This window comes from Moorena sp. SIO3B2 (genome assembly GCF_010692525.1).
GTDB lineage: Bacteria > Cyanobacteriota > Cyanobacteriia > Cyanobacteriales > Coleofasciculaceae > Moorena > Moorena producens.
In genome coordinates this window covers 1-22,030 of record NZ_JAAHHE010000050.1, presented here as the reverse complement: position 1 = coordinate 22,030, position 22,030 = coordinate 1, and the positions used below count along the sequence as shown (strand labels likewise).

At 43.3% G+C, this 22,030-nt stretch carries 18 protein-coding genes, 1 other RNA gene and 1 pseudogene; 10 read left to right on the top strand and 10 right to left on the bottom strand.

Annotated elements, in window-relative coordinates; translation table 11 throughout:
• Nucleotides 1-152: 152 nt before the first annotated feature.
• Nucleotides 153-797 carry a pyridoxamine 5'-phosphate oxidase gene (gene pdxH / locus F6K38_RS14330; protein ID WP_044493265.1) on the bottom strand — a complete coding sequence of 215 codons (645 nt, stop codon included), beginning with the start codon at nucleotides 795-797 and terminating at the stop codon, nucleotides 153-155.
• A 228-nt stretch (nucleotides 798-1,025) separates the two neighbouring features.
• On the opposite strand from pdxH, the gene F6K38_RS14325 reads away from it, so the two are divergent.
• The 5 genes and pseudogenes from F6K38_RS14325 to ssrA all read left to right on the top strand — a co-directional run bounded on the left by F6K38_RS14325 (nucleotide 1,026) and on the right by ssrA (nucleotide 5,229).
• The gene (locus F6K38_RS14325; RefSeq protein ID WP_229419087.1) at nucleotides 1,026-1,481 is read left to right on the top strand and encodes a LapA family protein; all 456 of its coding nucleotides are present in this window, start codon (nucleotides 1,026-1,028) and stop codon (nucleotides 1,479-1,481) included.
• Between the two features lie 87 nt (nucleotides 1,482-1,568).
• Nucleotides 1,569-1,955: pseudogene (gene tnpA, locus F6K38_RS14320) on the top strand (IS200/IS605 family transposase).
• A gap of 418 nt (nucleotides 1,956-2,373) precedes the next feature.
• Entirely contained in the window at nucleotides 2,374-3,243 is an 870-nt protein-coding gene (locus F6K38_RS14315; protein WP_008180248.1) for a segregation/condensation protein A, read from the top strand.
• A 270-nt stretch (nucleotides 3,244-3,513) separates the two neighbouring features.
• Nucleotides 3,514-4,677 carry a nucleotidyltransferase family protein gene (locus F6K38_RS14310; RefSeq protein ID WP_008180246.1) on the top strand — a complete coding sequence of 388 codons (1,164 nt, stop codon included), beginning with the start codon at nucleotides 3,514-3,516 and terminating at the stop codon, nucleotides 4,675-4,677.
• A 160-nt stretch (nucleotides 4,678-4,837) separates the two neighbouring features.
• Nucleotides 4,838-5,229, top strand: a transfer-messenger RNA (tmRNA) gene (gene ssrA / locus F6K38_RS14305).
• Nucleotides 5,230-5,657: 428 nt separating this feature from the next.
• Here the strand turns inward: ssrA and F6K38_RS14300 are convergent.
• Nucleotides 5,658-6,308 carry a sugar transferase gene (locus F6K38_RS14300; protein WP_044492349.1) on the bottom strand — a complete coding sequence of 217 codons (651 nt, stop codon included), beginning with the start codon at nucleotides 6,306-6,308 and terminating at the stop codon, nucleotides 5,658-5,660.
• Nucleotides 6,309-7,385: 1,077 nt separating this feature from the next.
• Entirely contained in the window at nucleotides 7,386-8,633 is a 1,248-nt protein-coding gene (locus F6K38_RS14295; protein ID WP_131827231.1) for a DUF445 domain-containing protein, read from the bottom strand.
• A gap of 391 nt (nucleotides 8,634-9,024) precedes the next feature.
• Between F6K38_RS14295 and F6K38_RS14290 the strand changes: the two genes are divergently transcribed.
• From F6K38_RS14290 to F6K38_RS14280, 3 genes are all read left to right on the top strand, one after another.
• On the top strand, nucleotides 9,025-9,732 hold the full coding sequence (locus F6K38_RS14290; protein ID WP_287266513.1) for a Crp/Fnr family transcriptional regulator: 708 nt from the start codon (nucleotides 9,025-9,027) through the stop codon (nucleotides 9,730-9,732).
• Between the two features lie 122 nt (nucleotides 9,733-9,854).
• Nucleotides 9,855-10,709: a DUF2232 domain-containing protein gene (locus tag F6K38_RS14285; RefSeq protein WP_008180238.1), complete on the top strand. Its 855-nt coding sequence runs from the start codon at nucleotides 9,855-9,857 to the stop codon at nucleotides 10,707-10,709.
• A gap of 434 nt (nucleotides 10,710-11,143) precedes the next feature.
• Nucleotides 11,144-12,394, top strand: a complete 1,251-nt coding sequence (locus F6K38_RS14280; RefSeq protein WP_008180236.1) for a nicotinate-nucleotide--dimethylbenzimidazole phosphoribosyltransferase — start codon at nucleotides 11,144-11,146, stop codon at nucleotides 12,392-12,394.
• A 126-nt stretch (nucleotides 12,395-12,520) separates the two neighbouring features.
• On the opposite strand, the gene F6K38_RS14275 is transcribed toward F6K38_RS14280, so the two are convergent.
• A complete protein-coding gene (locus F6K38_RS14275) occupies nucleotides 12,521-12,919 on the bottom strand; it encodes a hypothetical protein (RefSeq protein WP_008180230.1) in 399 nt (132 codons plus the stop codon).
• Nucleotides 12,920-13,109: 190 nt separating this feature from the next.
• The gene (locus F6K38_RS14270; RefSeq protein WP_267871991.1) at nucleotides 13,110-13,235 is read right to left on the bottom strand and encodes a hypothetical protein; all 126 of its coding nucleotides are present in this window, start codon (nucleotides 13,233-13,235) and stop codon (nucleotides 13,110-13,112) included.
• Between the two features lie 476 nt (nucleotides 13,236-13,711).
• Between F6K38_RS14270 and F6K38_RS14265 the strand changes: the two genes are divergently transcribed.
• Complete coding sequence (locus F6K38_RS14265; RefSeq protein ID WP_353737189.1) at nucleotides 13,712-14,932, top strand: extracellular solute-binding protein; 1,221 nt, start codon at nucleotides 13,712-13,714, stop codon at nucleotides 14,930-14,932.
• Nucleotides 14,933-14,944: 12 nt separating this feature from the next.
• Here the strand turns inward: F6K38_RS14265 and F6K38_RS14260 are convergent, their stop codons facing one another.
• From F6K38_RS14260 to F6K38_RS14250, 3 genes are all read right to left on the bottom strand, one after another.
• A complete protein-coding gene (locus tag F6K38_RS14260) occupies nucleotides 14,945-15,517 on the bottom strand; it encodes a hypothetical protein (RefSeq protein WP_063747921.1) in 573 nt (190 codons plus the stop codon).
• Nucleotides 15,518-15,716: 199 nt separating this feature from the next.
• Nucleotides 15,717-16,847: an aldo/keto reductase gene (locus F6K38_RS14255; protein WP_008180225.1), complete on the bottom strand. Its 1,131-nt coding sequence runs from the start codon at nucleotides 16,845-16,847 to the stop codon at nucleotides 15,717-15,719.
• A gap of 306 nt (nucleotides 16,848-17,153) precedes the next feature.
• Nucleotides 17,154-17,654: a bifunctional nuclease family protein gene (locus F6K38_RS14250; protein WP_044492346.1), complete on the bottom strand. Its 501-nt coding sequence runs from the start codon at nucleotides 17,652-17,654 to the stop codon at nucleotides 17,154-17,156.
• Nucleotides 17,655-17,965: 311 nt separating this feature from the next.
• On the opposite strand from F6K38_RS14250, the gene F6K38_RS14245 reads away from it, so the two are divergent.
• The gene (locus F6K38_RS14245) at nucleotides 17,966-18,670 is read left to right on the top strand and encodes a riboflavin synthase (protein WP_287356795.1); all 705 of its coding nucleotides are present in this window, start codon (nucleotides 17,966-17,968) and stop codon (nucleotides 18,668-18,670) included.
• A gap of 377 nt (nucleotides 18,671-19,047) precedes the next feature.
• Here the strand turns inward: F6K38_RS14245 and F6K38_RS14240 are convergent, their stop codons facing one another.
• Both F6K38_RS14240 and F6K38_RS14235 read right to left on the bottom strand, forming a co-directional pair.
• Nucleotides 19,048-20,247, bottom strand: a complete 1,200-nt coding sequence (locus F6K38_RS14240) for a glycosyltransferase family 4 protein (protein ID WP_008180220.1) — start codon at nucleotides 20,245-20,247, stop codon at nucleotides 19,048-19,050.
• 52 nt (nucleotides 20,248-20,299) lie between these two features.
• A partial coding sequence (locus F6K38_RS14235) for a hypothetical protein (RefSeq protein ID WP_287356793.1) occupies nucleotides 20,300-22,030 on the bottom strand: 1,731 nt, incomplete at its 5' end.

The following is a 22,030-nucleotide window of genomic DNA, read 5'->3' as shown; positions in this document are numbered from 1 at the left end:
TTGAACCTTAATCTTTCATCCTTGATCAGCCGTTATACCTCTAAATTAGAGATTATTCAGTTAGAAAAAAAACGTCAAACCCTATTCCCCTGCTCCGGAGCTCTCTGCTCTCTTGCTGTCAGAACCATCAAATTCAAATGAAGACCAGCTTACTAAGGGGACAATCGTTTAATCACCCAATCCCGATCTTCACCACGATTGTAGAGCAACCGATCGTGGAGCCGACTGGGACGTCCCTGCCAAAACTCAATTTCTGATGGAATCACCCGGAACCCTCCCCAGTGGAGTGGACGAAGTACCTCTTTATTTTCATAGTCCTGCTTCAGTTGCTGTAGCCGTTGCTCTAACACCTCACGACTAGGGATGACTTGGCTTTGATCTGACACCCAAGCCCCCAGCTGAGAACCCTTGGGGCGGCTGTTAAAATAATCATCAGACTCAGCGGCTGTTAGCTTCTCCACTCGCCCCTCAATCCGTACCTGTCGTTCTAACTCAGCCCACCAAAACGTGATGGCAGCCCAAGGATTCTCGATTAACTGCTGCCCCTTGTTACTGTCATAATTAGTGTAAAAGACAAATCCCCGCTGATCGTAGCCTTTCAGCAGTACCATCCGGGCAGAAGGTTTACCATCGGGTGTTGCTGTCGCTATAGTCATGGCATTCGGTTCTGGCAATTGGGCAGCCACTGCCTGGTCAAACCAAATTTTGAATTGCTCAAAAGGATTGGGGTGGACATCGATTTCACTCAAACCCTTCAATGTGTATTCCTTACGTAAATCAGCTATTCTAGTATTCATGTGTCTTGCCTTATAATTGACCAGTTTTGGTGGCATTTTTTATACCTCCCTACCAAGCAGGTGTAGGCTTGAAGGAAAATCCAACTGCTGCTATACTGCACACAGTCATAACCTGAGCTAATCCAAGCTCCCCCCAGCCCCCCAAAATAGCGGGGGGAGAAGAGATAAAAAGTTCAGTTGATGACCGTGCCAAGTAGATGTCCTTGACCTGTGGGCGTTGGGACACCTGTGCACGTTCCAGTAATCGGCAAGTTAAAAAAGCCGATTTTTCGTGTTATCTGTTGTAGAAGTAGTAAGCAACTGCAACGGTTTTGGATTAAGCTGATGCGACAGATTAATTTTTTGCTGATTTTCTCTCTATGTCTGGCACTAGTCTTATTTGGCTTGGAAAATACCCAATCTGTTTCCATTAGGATTATTGATGGTATCCAGGTTAAGGCTCCCTTGGCGATTGCACTGATTCTAGCCATGTGGCTTGGAGCAGTAATAGCCTGGTTATTCAACTTGTGGACGCGATTTATCAATTTTATAGGAACTCGTAAGATGGTTGGGCAGATACGCTCGAAGGATGAACAGATTAGACAATTAGAAGACGACATTCAACAATACAAAATTGAGATTGAACAGAAACAGTTTCTCTTATCGGCATCTGACCCAATGGGAGATAATCCACTATTAGACTAATTCTAGGATTACCATAATTCTAGGATTACCATTGGGGATTGGTAAAATGTGAAGGAACTGAATCTCCCCTATACGCTATAGGATTCAATGCCTGAGCAATATAAGTCTAACAACAATGTTGTTTACTCTTGTAAGTACCCTGTTGTAGTTTGCCCTAAGTACAGACAAAAAGTTCTGACAGGCAACCTTGAGAGCACGCTCAAAGAGTTAACTAGAGAAGCTTGCCCAAACATGGACTAAGAAATTATAGCGATGGAAGTAATGCCAGACCATTTACATCTTGGGATCGAACTTAACTCTAAGTTTGGAGTTTATAAAGCAGTCAAACATTAAAGGGATGTCTTCTATAATATCTCAGAAAATAATTGCCGCAACTTCGCTCTAGACTGCCTACGCTTTGGACTAAAAGCTATGGGCGTTTGTCCCGCTGGCGGTGGGTCTATCGAAGTTATTAAGAAGTACATACAAGACTAAAAGCGCCAGTAAGTTGTTCTATTTGAGGAGTGAAATTTACTGCCGATAGAGGAATATAAAGGCTACCATTGCACCAGGAAAAATCGCCAATTTATGGTTTCTATTCAGATCAATCCTGTTTGTTTCAGAGGTGGTATTCAATGTCTCTACAAGAGTGAAAATTTAAGAGGTAAAATTTACGCTTATTTATTTTTGTTGTCCTATTTGTCCTCCCTCCAAATTATACAATACCGATGCTACCAGACTTGATGTGACCCCAAAAAGAACTTCCGCAGTAACTCTACCTGTAGGGTCACCCTACTAGTTATAGCTTATAGGGTTTGGTGCCTAGTTTTGTGTAAGTCCTGCCGTCAGTTAATTGACCAACAGTATCGAACAAGACATGGCTATATATTAGTCAATAGACTTGATCCTATAGATGACTACAACACCTGCTACCGAAGCGATCGCTATTCTCATTGATGTGGCACAGCGGGGAGAAATTGACCCATGGGATGTTCAGGTAATTGATGTCATTGACCGCTATCTAAGTACACTGGCATTAGACAGTGATCCAGAACTTGGATACCGTGACACGGACTTGTCTCAGTCTGGGCAAGCTTTTCTATGGGCATCCATGCTAGTTCTACTGAAAGCCGATACCTTGGAACGTTTAGAAGAACCCGAGGAGTTGGAGGAATCCGAAGAACTGGATGGGTCCGAGGAAATTGATGGCAGGGGAGATAGAGGTTTGCCTCGCCATCTAGAACGTCATATACGCCGTCGCTCTGCTGCCCGACCCCCTAAAAGACGCCCAGTAACCCTGCCAGAGCTAATTCAACAGTTGCAAGAGATGGCAGTCCAACTGGGTGAAAAGCCCTTACCTTCCCCTAAAAAAGGGACTCGCTCTAGTGCCCGTAGTCAGGCAGCTCGTATTGCCCATCTAGCTCACGATGAAAACCTGACCGAGATTGCCACACGGCTGGAGGAATTTCTATGCCGCTACTGGTATGACCTAGCGGCAGACAAAGATTGGCTGAATTTAAATCAGTTGTTAGAGTGGTGGACGTTATCCCCATCATCAGTTGCATCAACTTCCGTTGGTTCTTCTTACCAGGAGGACAAACTGGGAACAGCCAAGATGTCGGCAAAAGCTGACACAGAAACAGCAATCACTCCTATTGAATCACCAATAGGGGACAGAGTTAGTGTTTTCTGGGGACTGCTATTGTTATCTGCTCAGTCTAAGGTTGAGTTATGCCAAGAGGAATTCTACCAAGATCTAAAAATCCGTAAATTGGAGTCATGAACCCCACGCTTAAAAGCAGGGGCTTGTAACATCAACTAGCCTTGTCAGGAAACCAGGAATTCTCAGCTGGAGTCACTCAAAGCATCACTCAAAGCATAGGTTACAGAAAATTCCAGCTTGTTTGCCCCTGTGTAATAGTAGCGGGGATGAAAACGAGTTAGGGACTTTAGTCCCTTGTGCTAATCGTGGGTGAGAGCTCAAGGACTAGTTAGAATCGTACTCAATTGCCCACATCAACCTCTATGGATTTAGTTTAAGGAGAAAAGATACATGAAAGCCATGATTCTGGCAGCTGGCAAGGGAACTCGCGTTCGCCCTATCACTTACACTATTCCCAAGCCATTGATTCCCATCCTGCAAAAACCAGTAATGGAGTTTTTACTAGAACTATTACGACAACATGGCTTCGACCAAGTTGTGGTCAACGTCTCTCACTTGGCTAACGAAATTGAAAGCTATTTTCGAGATGGGCAACGCTTTGGCGTTGAAATTGCTTATTCCTTTGAAGGTCGCATTGTCGATGGTCAACTGGTTGGGGAAGCCCTCGGCTCAGCTGGTGGCATGCGCAAGATCCAGGACTTTTATCCCTTCTTTGATGATACATTTGTGGTGCTCTGTGGTGATGCCCTAATTGACCTGGACTTGACAGCAGCAGTTAAATTCCATAAAGAAAAGGGAGCAATTGCTACCCTAGTGGCAAAACCTGTACCACGAGAACAGGTTTCTAGCTACGGTGTCGTAGTTACAGATGAAACTGGTCGAATCAAAGCTTTCCAAGAAAAACCCTCAGTTGAGGAAGCCCGCAGTACCAATATCAACACAGGAATTTACATTTTTGAGCCAGAAATATTTAAATATATCCCCTCTGGTCAGGAATATGATATTGGGGGCGAACTGTTTCCCAAACTTGTGGAAATGGGGGCTCCTTTCTATGCGGTGCCAATGGATTTCCAGTGGGTTGATATTGGTAAAGTGCCAGATTACTGGCGAGCTGTTCGAGGTGTCCTGCTCGGAGAAATCAAGAATGTACCGATTCCTGGCAAAGAAGTCGCTCCCGGAATCTATACTGGTTTAAATGTGGCCGTAAATTGGGACAAAGTGGATATCAAAGGTCCGGTTTACATTGGTGCTATGACCCACATCGAAGATGGGGCAAAGATTATCGGACCAACTATGATTGGTCCCAATTGCTGGATTTGTAGCGGAGCAACCGTTGAGAATAGCGTAATTTTTGAATATTCTCGCCTTGGAGCCGGAGTACGTCTAGTGGATAAGTTAGTGTTTGGACGCTATTGTGTTGATAAGACTGGTGCGGCTATTGATGTTCAGGCGGCAGCTCTAGATTGGCTGATTACTGATACCCGCCAGAGTTTGCCTGTGACTGAACCAGCAGAACGACAAGCGATCGAGGAAATCCTGAGCAGCAAGAGTTAAAAGGTTCACGTAAATCCCCGTCCTGATAGAAGGCGGGGATTTACCCAGCTAAACAGCGTTAAAGAAATTTTCCAATTCAAGATCACACAAGAGGATCACGCGTATTTGGTAGTTGCTACTTTGAAATATTGACTATAATGGAAAAAGGAAATAACTGCAAGGGGCCTTAATGGTTTCGACGTGTTGGTGAAAGCTGACCCGTGATTCAGGTCGAGAGTGAGTCTTCTCTCGCAAATACCGGACTCAAAAAAATTGTAACTGCGAACAACATCGTTCCTTTTGCTCGTAAGGCTGCACCTGCTGTTGCCTAAACACCTATAAACAGGTTCGAGCGTCTGTAGTTTGACTCCGTTAAGGACTATAGACTTAACCCCAACGGATGCTCTAGTAAGCTGTCTTTGGTCGGTTTGCTAGCTAAGACTTCACCAAAGCATCCTGTCATCCGGGATAAGGGATGATCCCCGCTCCGAGGGTTAAAGGGGCTAAGCCTGTGAATGAGCGATAAGTAAATAACCAGGGCGGACACGGGTTCAATTCCCGTAGGCTCCATTAAAAAATAAATATGACCATAAATATCACCAATTCAGATTGATTTCCCTGAATAAATCCAGAAAATCATCGTTAATTTTATCAGTGTTAATTTTTATTGTCTTAGGAACCATGGAAGTTGTTATTCCGTGATTATAGTTAACTGTAATCACCAATCAATACTTCCACTTCTCTATTGATTAATCTGTTGATAGCAGTTCTCAAAAAGGTTCGGTAAGTCTTGGAAAAATAGGATTAATTTTACTGATAAAAATAATAGGAGTGACTATCCTGTCACTAATTAATCAATCTGTTATCGATGCGTGTTTATTAGCTTAAGCTAACCCCACCTCAATCAAACATTCTCAATCAAACATTGTAGATAGGGTTAGCTTAAGCATTCTGTTCAACCTGGATTTAGTACTATCGGGTTAAGAGCTTATAACGTGATCTTAATAAGCACCATGCCTATTAAAGATTACCATGATAGTTTTCAGAATCAGCTTCAGGTCGTAGCCGATAGACCACTTACGTTGGTAATCCAAGTCCATAAGAACCACATCTTCAAAGTCAGTCACCTTTGAACGACCATTGGCTTGCCATTCACCGGTGATTCCAGGTTTAACTCTTAAACGCTTATAGTGATGGCGCTTGTAGCCCATTACTTCATCAAAGGTAGGAGGACGAGTTCCGACTAGGCTCATATCTCCGATCAAGACATTCCAGAATTGGGGAAATTCATCAAGACTGGTACGACGTAGAAAGCCTCCGATCCGACTGATACGGGGATCATTTTCATTTTTGAATATATGACCTTTAGCTTGGTTTTCTACTAAGTGCTTGAGTTTGTCTGCACCCACGATCATTGAGCGGAATTTCCTGATTTGGAAGGGTTTGCCATTCAGACCACAACGGATCTGACTATAAAATAATGGACCGGGATCGACTATCGACATAGCGAACGCAATGGGAATTGCGATGCTCACGGTAATTAATAATCCAACCAAAGCTCCAATAATATCAATTAATCGCTTGATATTATTGTTAGCTGAATGATGAACCTCTTGCTGAAATAAACAACTGGGTATTCTGTTATCCCAAATTGGTGAATCAACCGAGGTATAAGCAGAAGACTTGGAGATAATCACGGCTTTTTATTAGTTATCTAAAGTTGATTAAACGACGAAATAATTGCTTGAAATACCAAGGCTGATAGAACAGTTATGCTCAAGGGAGCTAACTTGCTTAGGTAGTTTTTGCCCAAACTTTACGGAATAGTCTCCTGCCATTTTTTAAAATATTTGGTAGGCACCCACTAACCCTAAAGTCTTTGTTGTCAACTAAATAGTCTATTAACCAGACCGCTGAAAACTTTAAAAGTTCCCGCTAAAGTAGATATTTTTTTATAAAAGTAACTGATATATAGGTAGATGACCTAGTCATTTTTATTGACCGCCTTATTAATAATTTTTAATCGAAGCCTCTGCTCATAGTATTTTGGTTTGTCAAAAAAGGAGTAGTATATTTTGTATCATTTCACTGAACTTTCACATTGTATCGGCGAATTCGTGAAGGGATTGTGAATTGGGGTTGAATTAATTGACTTCCAGTCTGAATTTTGGTAATAATAGTTAACTATTACTAATCAAAAAATGACTCGAAATGATTAGAAGTTAAAATAATGCAATTGATGTTAAAATGATGTTAAAATGCTAGGTATACATCCCTCAAGACTACTTCTGATCCCAAATCCAAGTTAAAAACCTCCTTTATAATTAAGTCACGGGGCGAAGCCTTGGGTCAAAGGCAGGTAAACGCAAGCTTATCTAGCCGCAACTTCCCTCTCGACTGGGCTAAAAGGGGGCTATAAAAGCGGATTTAAGATCACAGATAAGTAAACACGGCTATAGCTTAGCCATGTTGCCAGCTTGGCAGTAATTTTCAAGAATTTACCGAAAACAGAACAGAAGCGCTTCATCCGAGTCTCTTAAGAGCGTCCCACGGATTGCGAAGGGCTGACGCCCCGCTGCGCGAACACATCTGTTCTGTAATGAAAGAAACTTGCATCGTCAAAAGCCACTATTTTGCTCAAAGCTTTTGAATATTCCGATCCATCCCGTGCCCCCGCCCCACTCCATACCCCAAAAACCCCACACCCTCTCAAACGTTAAAGCTACTTGTCACCCCTTGAGGTAATTCACACCCATCTGTTCACACAAATCTGTCAAGGCATTAATAGTAGCAATGACTTCTGAATGGTCAACGGAGTCATTGGTCCGAGATGTCTTCTGGGACTCTGGCGTAGCATCGGCTAAGTGCGATTGGCCGTAGGCCACGCTACGCGATCGCAATGGTGTCTTTTCTTCAGACAATCCTATGCCCCAGGATTGAGGCAACTCTCCTGTTGACCAATCCATTGCTGGTTCCTGAGTCAAATCTGATTGGCCTTTGGCCACGCTACGCGAACGGTCAGACACCACCTCAGTCATAGTCAGAGAGTTTTTGTGCAATAAGGTTTCCGGATGTAATTGAAAGCTATCCTTATCCTCAAGTTGAACCTGTACATCCGGTGGTTGTTGTGAGGAAGACCATAGGCTTGAAGATTCTCGTCCTAACTGCTGAGCTAGACGATTCACAAAGGCAGCAAAAAACATTTCTCCCTGCATGCCTAAGCTGTGCATTTTTTCAAGTTCCTGAGATAAAGACTCCTGGTAACCTTGAAGATCTCTGTGTAGGGTCTCAAAAATCAACCGCTGGTTAACATCTATATTCTGTATGAGTTGATCAGATTGTTTTTGAAGCTGCTGTAGTTGCTCAATCACCTTTTGTCTTTGGACTACAGCAACAATCTCGTCCTGATTTGAAGGCAATCGGTTGATTGAGTCATCACTAGTGGGATTCTGTTTTAAGTGAGCTTCCCAATTCGCTAAAATTTGAGATAGCTTTTGCGTCAAGCTTTCGACAAGGCGGTTGATTAGCCCTTGTGAGAACTCTGAAGCAATCTGCACATTTGCAGTTTGTTGTTTGGTATAGTAATCCAGCTGCTGCTTGGTACTCTCCAAACGCTGAATTTCTCGTACCAGAGACTCCCGCTGTTGCTGTAGAGCCTCCAACTCTACCTGCCATGGTTTCGTCAAATCGGTACGTAGATGGTTCATTTCTTGATTAACCGCTTGCAGGATTTGCTGCACTTCCTCCTGAACAGATGTGGGTACTCCCGTCTGAGATGGGGTTACTGTAGTACTTGTATTGTCCGATTCTACCCCTAGTTTTTGCTGTTGGGAAACTAGGTAGCTACGAACTTTCCGCAAAACCTGGTGTGCAGCCGCTAGGTCACCAGACTTGAACCATGGTAGAGGAAAGTCAGGCTTATGGAGGATGTGGTCAATATCAGCAATCAGAGATTGAATGTCGGTTTGAGCAGTCACTTTGAAACCCTTGACGAGAACAAATTGAGTCATACAGGAGTGAGAGTCAACCCCCTGTGTCTAATGTTAAATTGCCAGAGTCACCAAACTATTACAAATTGTTCATCATGGAGCATAATAACTGTACTTACCCGATGTGATTATTGCCAAGCCCTCTACCAGAATGAGCCTACCTCAGCTCACTGCAAGTAGTTTAGCTCCAGTAGAATCTTTGTTTGTCAAGGCAATTTCACTCACATCAGTCATTTTCGTTGGTCTACCAAAGGTGGTGAGGTTAAGCAGATCTGTTTCATTGGCTTCTTTTAGTTGACACAGGCAAACTCCCTGACTCACTTGATTTGACAGCGGATCATCTATCTATTCAAGGTGTTTACGAAGCGCTCATGATCCCATGGAAGACCGATACAATTCATCTGAAGTTAACTCTAATGTTCATGATTCGATGGCTAGCACTCCTTTTTTTGCTGGCTTACCAGATTCTAGTGTCAAAAAAGCCATTATTAATATGGTTAGCCGTAGCCATCCTGCAAATCGAGTGATTTTACTTGAGAATGACTGGGGGGGGTCTGTCTATTTCATCTTAGATGGTTGGGCAAAGATTCGCACCTATAACCTGGATGGGAAGGAGGTGACCCTCAATATTCTTGGGAAAGGAGAAATCTTTGGTGAAATGGCAGCCTTAGAAGAAGTACCTCGTTCAACAGATGTGATTACCTTAACCCCTACAACCATTGGTAGTATACCCGCTCAGGATTTTACCCAGTTAATTCATACGGAACCTTTGGCTGGTGTCCACTTAGCTCAGTTGATGGCAAAGCGTCTGCGTCAGGTTAACCGACGCCTACGCTTGCGGGAGTCAGATAGTACCTCACGAGTGGCAGACACCTTGTTGTTTCTAGCTGAAGGACAAGGCAAATTGAAACAAAGAGGAACTGAGATTCCTAACTTACCTCATCGAGAGATAAGTAGCCTCAGTGGATTGGCGCGGGAGACGGTCACACGAGTCCTGACAAAGCTGGAGAAGAAAGGCTTGATCATGCGGGATCACGATACCCTTTTTATCTGTGATCTGCCTGCTCTCGAAAAGATGATTATCTAGTCTTGATATATAAGGTATCTGCAAATGAGGAGAAATTTGAGATGGGCTAAGATGCAAGGGTACTTTAACAGTATCTCTTCTGTTATCATCTGTCCCTTTCCTCAAGAGGTTACTAAATTTGCATGAGTGATTCTTTTGATGATGGTCAAGCGGCTTCACAAGATCTCTTTGCCCAATCTAAAAACAAACCCACAAAATCAACAACGGAATTCCCTAAGAGCAATGCTGATGTAACTGAGATCGGGCATCAATTAACTGGGGAGCAAAATCACCCACTAGAAAAGAGGGAACCTAGGGCAGTCTACAAACAATCCACTTCTGCTAACTCCCCTAGCCTGAATAATGGTCTAAACCCTAGACCTCAGACACCTATAACCATGGTAGAAACAGCGTTTCTGGCCAGTACCGCCAGCTTGATTTGGCTGATTAATTATTACTTTCCTCTAGGACCAATACTCAAAATGTTTTTCCCAGTGCCGATTGCTTTAGTCTACCTAAGGAGGGGCAGTAGGGCATCCTGGATGGCAGCACTGGTTTCGGGGTTGTTACTATCAGTGCTGATGGGAGTAACTCGCAGTATTATCTTTTTGGTCCCTTATGGTCTGATGGGGGTGCAACTGGGAGCTTTGTGGAAACGTCGAGCTAGCTGGCTGCTTTCTATTAGCATGGGTACGCTAATTGGTACAATAGGCTTCTTTTTTCGGTTTTGGTTGTTCTCAATTCTATTGGGGGAAGACCTCTGGGTTTACGTGATGACCCAGGTGACAGGATTATTGGATTGGTGGTTTCTCAAGCTGGGGTTGCTATTTCAGCCCAGTCTATTTCTAGTTCAAACCCTGGCTGTAGTAATGATTATTATCAATAATGCCATTTATTTATTCGTGGTGCATATTGTAGCCTTACTCATGCTCGACCGATTAGGAAACCCGATTCCTAGACCACCAAACTGGGTAAAAGTTTTGCTGGATTACGATTGAGCTATTAGTCATTGGTCACTTGTGATGGCGAAGAGACTGTTTGTTATACTTTCAAAGGTCAGCTTACACGCTACTTGAGGGCTACGCTTTCCGCAAACAGTTATCAGCTCTGAGCCCTTGGAGCTTAGAGCTTAAGCTTGATTGATTACCTTTAGCTCAGTTTATGCCCGTGGTAAGTATGGCAATCGTTCTTTTATTTTATGGAAATTTATGGAATTATATGGCTAACTATTGTGTGTGAAAATGTGTGTAAAAAAATAGTAATATTAACTAGTTAACTAGTTAATACTTGATTTGCTACTTTTACAAAACGATTCTGTTACCTTATCCAAAGTTTACTGTTCCCTTTCACCACAATTAATCTATAGTGTAGTGTTTGTTTCTATTTATTTTTATATTTCAGATCAGAACTAAGGACTAAGAATTAAGGACTAATGATCCGAGTTTATACCGAGCAGGTAAAGGGAAAACGGTGGTTACAGCAGTATCAGGGATGCTCACCGGTATTTGCTTGTATTTTAGGATTCACTGCTACTGGCCTGATTCCAGGTATTTCTGCTGCTGGCGCTACCCCAGATGATCGTCAGTATACTGCGATCGCTGATGCTGAGTTTTTGGTCAATGGAGTTACTCCCCAACCTCAATATCCCCTTCCTCCTCTAACTGTGGGAGTATCCCCTGTCTTGATTTCCCGTGCTTTAGTGGAGGCATTTAACCTACCCATCTATCTGTTCAATGCTGGTTTACCTCACCCTCCGACAGTACCAGCCATTGACTTAGGTGGTATTCCTGCTAAGTGCCTAACTTCTGGCAATGCCTTGCCCCTCGAAACAGTGAAACGGCTATTTGAGCAAGGTTTACAGTGGGGAGAAAAGCTAGCAAGTGTGGTTGGTGATAGCTATCTGATTATTAGTGAGTGTGTGGTTGGGGGAACTACCACCGCACTTAGCCTGCTCACTGGCTTGGGGATTGATGCAGCTGGCAAGGTTAACAGTAGCCATCCCCAGTGCAATCATGCTCAAAAGTGGGAGGTGGTGGAGCTGGGGTTACAACGAGCTGGGTTAGCGGGTAGGGGAGCCGGGGAGCTTCCCAAAAGCGAACCTAGGAAGAAAAATTCACCGTCTCACCCCTACCACCCCGCACCTTTATACTCCGTCACCTCCTCATCCTCTCACCCCCTCACCCCCTCACCACTTGATCACTTAAAGCTAGTGGCAGCGGTGGGAGATCCGATGCAAATTGCCGCAGCAGGTATGGCAATGGCAGCTAGTCGTCGCTGTGGCGTTTTACTCGCTGGTGGTACCCAAATGCTAGCGGTTTATACCTTAGCACAGGCATTGGCAGAGTCGGTTTTACCCTACCCCAGTATTACTGAGGGTAATTCCCTAGCATGGCAACCAGCACAAGTAGTTGTGGGAACAACTCGCTGGGTGGCAGAAGACTCGACTGGTGACACGGTTGGATTAGCACAAGATATTGGGAGTGTACCCCTTTTGGCAACACAATTAAGTTTTACCCAGTCTCGTTATCCTCAGCTACAGGCATATGAGCAAGGATATGTCAAGGAAGGTGTGGGTGCTGGAGGATGTGCGATCGCAGCCCACCTTTATAAGGGCTGGAACTCGGCTGAATTACTTCAAGCCATTGAAAACTTGGTCGAGCAATATCGTCTTTCTCTGAGGTGATTGTTGTTGGAGCCAGTGAAAAAACACTTTACAGTCTGACCAAGTTAGGCACGAAAATCACAGAGGTGCTGATTTGTTTTCCCTATTAACCTTCAACCCTTAGACTAATCTGGATAAAACTGCCAATTAGGAATGAATTCGCTGTGCTAGGAGTTGTTCTTCTAAGGCAGCAATCCGATTGTAGGCTGCTGTGAGTTGGGCAGTTAAGCGTTGAACTTGAATATCAGCAGAGATATTATTATTGCTATTTTTAGAGAAACTACCTAGCCCAGAGTTACTATCAATCAGCACATCTTTATGTTGGGTCAGTAGGTTAATGGCACTTTGACTTTCGTGGGTCCGGGGTATCGGTTGGCCAGTTGGTTGAGATTCCTCAGTTTCCTGCCTTGAACTATTTTTGAGTTCAGAAAGGCCTTCTGAAACCTTCAAACTGAGTTTTTCGATGGATTCGCACAGAGTATCTACTCTATGACTTAGAGCCATGATTTGATTTTGATATTCATCCATAGGATTTAAAACTGCCATAACTTAGTTCTATTTTTATCCTAGTCACTTAAGGAAGAAAATCCGATGAATTGCTGATTTATTTAACTATTGTCAAAAATCTGTCAAAAATCAGCTCTAAACTCCTTAGAGTCTGTTTCCCAGAGTAATTTTTTTCAAAAATGCCAGATAGCCGCTGTATATCTTGATATTTACCCTGATTAATTCAGCATTAATTAATACTTGTCTTTTCTCCCAAGTTTCGCACCACAATTAGCACAATCGGTTTTTTCGGAATTAATTCCTTGGCATTAGTGATTTTTAATACATAACGTACGGATGATTTTCCCCATGTCATTACCTTCTCAAACTCCTAGAGAGATGGTCAACTGCTATTAGTTGACAAGATAACCAATAAGTGAATTAACTTCTTGATCGAGATATTTCTATCCCCCCATCACTTTATCTTACAGATTTAGATTTCTTATAGTTAGGTCTAAAACAAGACTGTGTGTTGAGGGCGAGGAGGGGGAGGAAAAGGGAGACATAGCTGGTGTTTTCGTTCTTTTGATCGTGCTTACTCTTAATAAAATTCAATTAATAATAGTCAAACTATTATTGAGGTCAAATGATGTCAAAGTGATGTCAAAGTAGATTCAGATGCCTTAGCCCTTGACTTAGATTAGTTTTGTTAACCAGACTATAAGTAGTTTTTAATTTATTAGACTTACCACATCTAGCAGATGGCTGTTGGTCTAAGAGGTCACAAAAGTCAGTTCATTGCTCATAGCTATAGTAATTGCTATTGAGCCAATGTAAATTAAGGTCAAAGAGTTGGTAACCAAAGGAAATTCAGAAATACTTATGAAGCGACGCTCCTTGATACTAGGTGCTAGTACCATAGCCCTTAGTCAGTTAGCATCTGGTTGTAATATCGGACAACAAGCCTCTTTAAAGGTAAGGCTGTTGCAAAATTCAATACCAGTTCAGCTGTTGGGTGAATTTCGTAAGACCTTAACACTACGGGCTAAGCTAAATTTTGACCCGGAGAAACAACTATCTGCTTTATTCAAACTCCTGACAACCTTGAAAGAGCAAGGCAAACCCAATAATAATCAAGATCGCTCCTTTTTAGATTTGATCCGGATTAGGTCTAGGACACCGATAAGTCCTGATTTAGTTACCTTAGGAGATTATTGGCTCAAGTCAGCCATTGAGCAGGAATTGATCCAACCTTTGAACATAGAAACGTTGCCAGGATGGAAACAACTGCCGCCAGAGTACCAGAAACTTGTTAAACGTGACCAAACTGGTCAGCTAGACAACTCAGGAAAAGTTTGGGGTGCTCCTTATCGCTGGGGTGCTACTGTCATTGCCTATCGCCGTGACAAGTTCAAAGCCTTAGGCTGGACTCCCACTGATTGGAGTGACTTGTGGCGTGAGTCTTTACGCGATCGCATTTCTGTGTTGAACCACCCCCGAGAAGTGATTGGTTTAACCTTGAAAAACCTAGGCTTATCCTATAATCAACAGGATTTAAATCAAGTCAAAGACTTGAAACCAGCACTTCGACAACTGGCTAAACAGGTTAAATTTTACAGTTCGGATCACTACCTAAAACCTCTAGTTTTGGGGGATACCTGGGTAGCAGTCGGTTGGTCTACGGATATCCTGGCACTAAGAACACGCGATCGCCAAATTGAGGCAGTGGTGCCTCAGTCAGGAACAGCCCTGTGGTCAGATGTATGGGTAAAACCGGTATCAGTTAGCTCTGCTTCTGACTCCTCAGAAAGTAACTCTGAGTCGGATTTAAGCAAAAAGTGGATTGAATTTTGCTGGGATAGCAAATCAGCCAAGCAAATTTCTCTACTGACTAATGCTGCTTCCCCGATTCTGCTTAAGATCCCAAGAAATAAGCTACCACAAGATATCCAAACCTTACCTCTACTGCTGCCAGAAGCAGAAATTCTCAACAAGTGCGAATTCCTCCATCCCTTACCAGAGTCTACACAAAAGCAGTATGAATCCTTGTGGAAAGAAATGCGAAATACGTGAAAATTGCCTGTTCTAGTTTTGTGATAACTGGCAAAAGGCCGAGACTTTGCCAGCTAAAGGGACTTGACCAGGAATACATACCTCCACCTGGCACATGGAATTACCATCACAGGTATAAGCTCCTAAAGGCTTTCCTCGCTGGTTAAATACTCTGGTATTATAGTTATAATCTCTGGCAACGTTGCCCATTTTGTTAATAAAAGCATACCTACCCAGATAGTTAAGCAGACTCCAGAGTTGGCGATTCACTACCAAATCTACCCGGCGTTTACTCGGATAAGCTAACCAATTATCCAGTAGCTTACCGCCAAACTGTTCATCAGCCCACCAGAAACTTGGAGTAGTGAGCTTAGTTTGAGAGATAGTATCAGCAGTAATCACAGACCCATCATTAGGAAGATTATCTGGCTGCAGGAAATTTAAATTCACAGCTTCTGTGTCCGGCTGCACTCCTACAGTCTTTTGAGCTAAAACTGGTTCAGGCTTCCAGCCAACCAGAAAACAGCTCTCTAGAAACACAAGGCAGAATACACAAGGCACAACAGACAAGGGATGTATTTTACTAACGGTGTTTCTTTTATCCATAGGAATGCACTAAAGCATCAGTCAAATCAATAGTGATACCCATTAACCTTCAACCTTCAACCCTTCAACCAACTAACCTTCAACCTTCAACCAACTAACCTTCAACCTTCAACCAACTAACCTTCAACCTTCAACCAACCAACCAACCTTCAACCAACCAACCTTCAACCTTCAACCAACCAACCTTCAACCAACTACCTTATCCCCACAGACGACGCCTAGGAGAACCATTAAGACGCTGGTGGGTATCAGAGAGTAAGGAAGGAATATCCAGTTGTTCGGGGCAACGGGGAAGACACTCACCACACTGGGTACAACGGTTTCCCTTGACCCCCCTAAACCAATGACCAGCATTTTCAAACATTTGATAGCGATATTGACCAAACTCGCTCATGTCGTAAGCCAAAGCAAGATTGCGCAGCCGCAAGACTTCTGGAATGTTAATGGTTTCTGGGCAAGGTAGACAAGCGTAGCATTGACTACAGCGGTCAGTTCCTAGAGCATTGTTCAAGTGGGTTTCCAAACGAGAGAATGCTGCCACTTCCATTGGGCTCAAAGACTCGTCTCGGTTAGCGACACTTAAAGGCAGGGTCACCTCATCTGGGTTAGCCGGTCCAATACTAAGGGTAGTAATGCGGGGATCGCTTAATAAAAATCGATAGTTCAGTTCTAGTGGCGAGAAGGGATGGCACAGTTTCTCTAACGTTGGTGGTGGGGTGTAGAGTTTGCCTGCTTTATCAGCAGGAGATATGATGAAGATGCCCATATCCTTCTGATCAGCCAATTCAATCGCCGCAGCATTGCGTTGAAAGAAGTAATAGTAATGCAGGTTGATGAATTCAAAAAAATCTGTTTGAATTGCCCCTAGAATCACTTGTATTGAACCATGGGTTGAGAAACCAACGTGCCTTATACGTCCCTGGGCTACGGCTTTTTGGACAGCTGCCATACAGCCACTGTCAGACTTTACCCAGGACAGATGCTCTTCAGTGTTAATCCCATGAATTGCTAAACAATCGACATAATCGAGCTGTAGACGTTCTAAGGAATCATTAATCCACTGACTCATCAAATCAGCATCAGGGGTTGGTGGAATCTTGGTGGTTATATATAGCTGGTCTCGTGGTACTGACAATCCAGCTTTCAGGATGTTACCAAGGTATTCTTCACTCTTGCCGTAACCCCTGGCAGTTTCCAAGTGGTTAATTCCTTGAGCGATTACCTGTTGCACTGTCTTCTGAGCATTTGACTCAGACCCTAAGCAACGCATGGTGCCACAAGAAAACACTGAAAGCTGGAGATTAGTTTTTCCAAACCGCCGATAACGCATGTTGCCCAACTGCTGGAATAATCTTATCTTTGGTTAAAACGTTGCCCAAAAAACAGTTGCGCCAAAAATTCAGTTGATGGCCATCGATTGTCTTGGGGTATAGCTTGGGTCATAGCTTCGAGCATAGTTTGGGATATATCTCTTGAGCCCAAGGGTCACTTGCGGTATGGCATCAGGGTTAGAGCATCTGGAAAACTCTCACCAATGGCTAAATGGTAAGGCTTTCAGAAACATCTCTATAATTTTTTGACAGAGCAATTAATATATTGTTGCTGTTAAATCCCGTTTAATCCCAATATTTTGGCTTTAGCTACCACGACTATATCCTCCACGGTGAAGAAAATCTTCTGGGCGGATATTAGATACAAATTCCCGAAAAGCTCGACGCTCCTCTTCATCCTTATCTTGGTCTACAGGTATCGAAGCATCAGCAATAACTTCTTCCATCACCCAAATCGGACTGCCAGTACGCAGGGCGATGGAGATGGCATCACTTGGTCGAGCATCAATTTCTTTCTTTGTCTCACCCTGACTAACACAGAGGCTGGCATAGAACGTGTTATCCTGGAGAGAGTGTATTATAACACGATCCAGTGTTATGTTCCACTCCTCCAGGAAATTGACCATTAGGTCATGGGTCAGGGGACGCGGTGGCGTTTGTCTTTCCAAAGCACTGATAATTGCCTTTGCTTGATCTTGCCCAATATAGATTGGCAGAGCACGCCGATCTAAGACATCTTTGAGTAACACGATGGGGCTACGTGTTACAGTATCTACTGCAATGCCAGCAACTCTCATTTCAATCATCAGCTTAGCCTCTAGAATACGGTCAGCATCAGGGGCATCAAAGCGAAGCGGTAAACTAGTACTGTACAGACGGGCACCGAAACTTGCCCTTGCCAGATCTGTTCTTTTCACGTTACCGGTCAACGGTAAGATTAGCCCTTGAGAATCCAATTCGGTGAGATCAACAAGATTGTATTCTCCAAGTATGCCTTAGTCTCAGGAAATTTGTTTGGCCACTTCACTAAAAAAACACAAACTTATGCCAGCTCTTTTCCTACTAACAGTCTAGTTGCACCAGTTCATCCGCTTACAGAAGAACAGTATAAACAACAGTGTTTACAGGATTAATTCAAGCTCTCGGCACAATCGGACCAATCGGAAGCGATCGCTTTATTGTTTCCGGTACCTCTGATGCTATGGATGTTATCTTACAGGATTTAGAACCTGGTGATAGTGTAGCAGTGGATGGAATTTGCCTAACGGTAGAGAAAGTTTTGCCCACAGGCTTCTCGACCACTGCTTCTGATGAAACTCAGGGGCGCACCACCCTTGGACAAAGGCTACAGACAACTTCTTACGTTAATTTGGAAACGTCTTTGCGTGTGGGTAGCAAACTAGGGGGTCACTTTGTAACAGGTCACATTGACGGTATTGGCTGCTTAACGGAATCTTTACAAACACCAAACTCCTGGGAAATGTGCTTTACAGCACCAGCTTCCTTGATGGATGTGTGGCAGCATAAGATAGCTCGTTATCTTGTTCCCAAGGGTAGCATTGCCGTCAATGGGGTCAGCCTAACGATTGCTGAGTGTGACCCCAACGGCAGTTGGTTCAAAGTAGCGGTGATTCCCCATAGTTACAGCTATACGAATCTTAGCCACTTACGGACTGGCAATTGGGTGAATATCGAAAGTGACATTTTAGGGAAATATGTCGATAAGTTGCTGGGTAACCGAGTGCCAGCTACTGAAGCGATGGATGAAATTTCGCCGGAATTTCTGCTAGAACATGGGTATTTGACATCCTACCCTGGCTGAAGCCTGTAGGGCTGTTTCATGTTTGTGAAAGATCAGGGAGGCCAAAGGTGAACAACTAAACAACCCAACCTTCACATTTCACACTTGAGACTTCACATTCTATTGGATTCCGACCTGGACCGAAACAGAGGCTCAACAAGCACAACAGGCAAGGTTGCTATTAGAGCAAGAACGGCAACGGTCACAGCGGCTAGCAGAGCGGTTAAGGGTGATGGGAATTGACCCGGAGCTTCTGGAATAATCAGGTTCAACAGAAATGCGTTCGCGAAGCGTGACCTTTGGTCAATCGCATTCTGATTAATGTTCTAATTAATGATCTAACTAATGATCTACAAAACTCGATTCCTCAAGTACTCTTCACCCTCTTCCCTTCCCTACTAAACCTTTCCTACTAAAAATCTATAGGCTGCTAGAGTTTCCCTTGCCGTTCTCTCCCAAGAGAATAGCATCGCTCTTTCCTTACCCTTTCTAATCAATTCCTCCCGCAATGGAGAATTACTGATCACCTTGACCATAGCATCTGCTAATTCAATTGGCTGATTAGGGTCAATTAAAATTGCCGCATCTCCCGCTACTTCAGGCAGGGATGAAGTATTAGAGGTAATCACAGGAGCACCCAAAGTCATCGCTTCCAAGACGGGCAGACCAAACCCTTCATAGTAGGAAGGATAGACAAAAACATCTGCATTTGAGTAAAACCAGGCTACTAGTTGATCGGATAAGTAGCCCAAATGATGAATATGGTGTTTCCACGGGGAACTAGCAATAGCAGAAAAAATAGATTCATAGCACCATCCTTTTTGTCCAATCAGTACTAACTGATGCTCAATTTGATGCCGTTGTTTTAAATAATTAAATGCTGCAATCAGAGTATTAATATTTTTCCTAGGCTCAAGAGTACTCACAAATAAAATATAGGGTTGGGCGAAGTCGTAATTAACTGATGTCACCAAAGACTGAACCGTGTTATTCGGTAAATCTAGTGTATTGGGTAAATCTAAAGTAGAGTAACGGCTAGCTTGAGGAATAACTTGGATGTTGTCAGGATTTACTCCTAGGTAATTGACGATATCCTGTTTAGTAGACTGGGAAACAGTAATCACTAAATCAGTCCACCGTAAACATTGTTTTACCCGAGCAGTATAGCTTTTAACAATTGAGTTAACATACTGAGGATATTTAATAAAAGTTAGGTCATGAATCGTCATAACCCGCAAGCTTTTTCGACAGGGATAAACCACATGATCAGTACCATGGACGATATCATGATTGCCTAAGTATTGCTCACAATAAGGTAAAATGGGATTAGGTACAGTGGCTAGTAAACTAGAGATAGTAACCGGTAACGGTATAGTTTTAATCTCTAGATTTTTAATCTCTAAATGCCTAGTTAGCACTTCAAGAAATGACCAATCACGAGATAACCATTTTCTTACACTTGGTTGATAGGCGACACTTAACTGAAAGTCTTCCTGACTTTGTAGCTTATGGAGTGCCTGAATTAAATTTAAGGCATACATTCCAATGCCACTTAACTTATGGCGAATTGGTGTAGCATCAACAGCAATTTTTATCATATTTTCCTTACTTAATTACCAAGTAAAATTATAATTGCTACTTGATAATTAACTAATTACTATAGATAAACTCTGTTCCGGTCAAGATGCCATCACAAATAACATCTAATCCTTTACTTTTACCAGGAATGAATTCATTGAGATCACATACCTGAAGTTTAAATTCCGATGGATTACTAGCTTCGGTGGTCATCTCTAGGGGAATCATGCGGCGGAAGAAAAAGTGATAGGCATACTTTCTTGCTCGTTTTATGATTGCCTCAGGTAAGCCATGCCCTAGGGGTAACTGATCTAAATACTGAACATACTCCTCTACAGAACTGGCATCCATAGTTATGCCTTTATTACGAATCCACGCTTCTCCTGCAACGATTACAGGTATACCCATGCTAGTTAATTCTACGCCCATTTTAGTGCCGTAGATCAGAGCCGCATTACATTGGAGGATAGCAGCATAAGTGCTAACGGGACTTTCTGGGGGAATCACAAACACATTGGGAGGCAGAGTGGGGAAAACCTGACGAATTTCCTCAAACAAGGGTTGACGCGATCGCAAAGTCCCTCGAATCTCGGCTGGGTGAATCCGAATTAACAACTGTAACTCTGGTCTTTTAGCAAAATACCGAATAGTTGTCAATACCCATTCCAGCATATTAGGAAAAGCATTAACTGGGTAATGGAGTTGAGCATCCCACATCACATTAGTCAGTAACCCAATACAAGGACGAGAAAAGTCTACTCCTACCGCATCAGTAATCTTGGTCAGGTCAAACTGAGGACTTTCATGGAACCAAATCCAATCCTGAGTTCCTTGCCACCGACTTTTCAAATAGTCCATCAACTGCTGTTCCATCTGGGAATTCCACGGTATAGTTTCCCAATTACTTACTGGCTCCCACATCAGCTGGTGATGATAGGTTTCATGGTGACTAAAAATAAAGCATTGTTTGCGATAAGCAGGATTCCAGTTCACCACCCGCACCCCTTCCTGACGGGCTACTTCACCAGTCAACCCCTGAGGAACATAAATGCCATGGTTAAATACAGCACACTCAACCTTAACCGTTTGCAGCAGCCGACGGGTCGCCCAAGTGGTCAGTATTGCCGCTTGGAAGTAACGCTTGAGAATCGGCTCAGCATTGGGTTCCCCTTCCAGGGAAGCACGAGCATAAAATCGCAGAGCTCCCGCTAAAGCGTGTTCTCCTACAGCTACCCCATTTAGGGTGTACTTTTCAATTTCAGCAATAGTGAGACTGCTAGCTATCTCCTTGGCCTGTTGGTAATCTGTATCTGTGAGAAATTCACTGTAGCGATGGATAGTCAATCCTAGAGGCTTATAGATCCGATCGGCTAGGGGAAAGCAGTCGTTACATAAGTCACGTTTAGGACCATGATTTACAAACAAGTCCTGTTTGGGATAAAAACTAACATCACACCAAAAACAAGCCGGTAAAATACCATCACAGAGCAAAATGTGAACTTGAGCACCCCTGAGGGTTAAGCCCACTGCTAGTAGACTTTCTAAAGTGATGGAATGGATTTCCCCACCCACACTAGTAGCTACCAGAATCTTAGAGCCAGTTTGGGCAGCCTTTAGGGCATTTTGCCATTGGTTTAGAGACCCTTTCAAGACCAAATCCCACCTGGGCTGATCTCGAATAATGCGCTGTCTGCGCTTATAGAGCTTAACCCTGCGATGAAGGGATTTGTTCCGCTTGAGAAACTCTTTGATCATTTGATAGTTTACAGTTGACGGTTGACGGTTGAGTGTGAGCAGGTGACA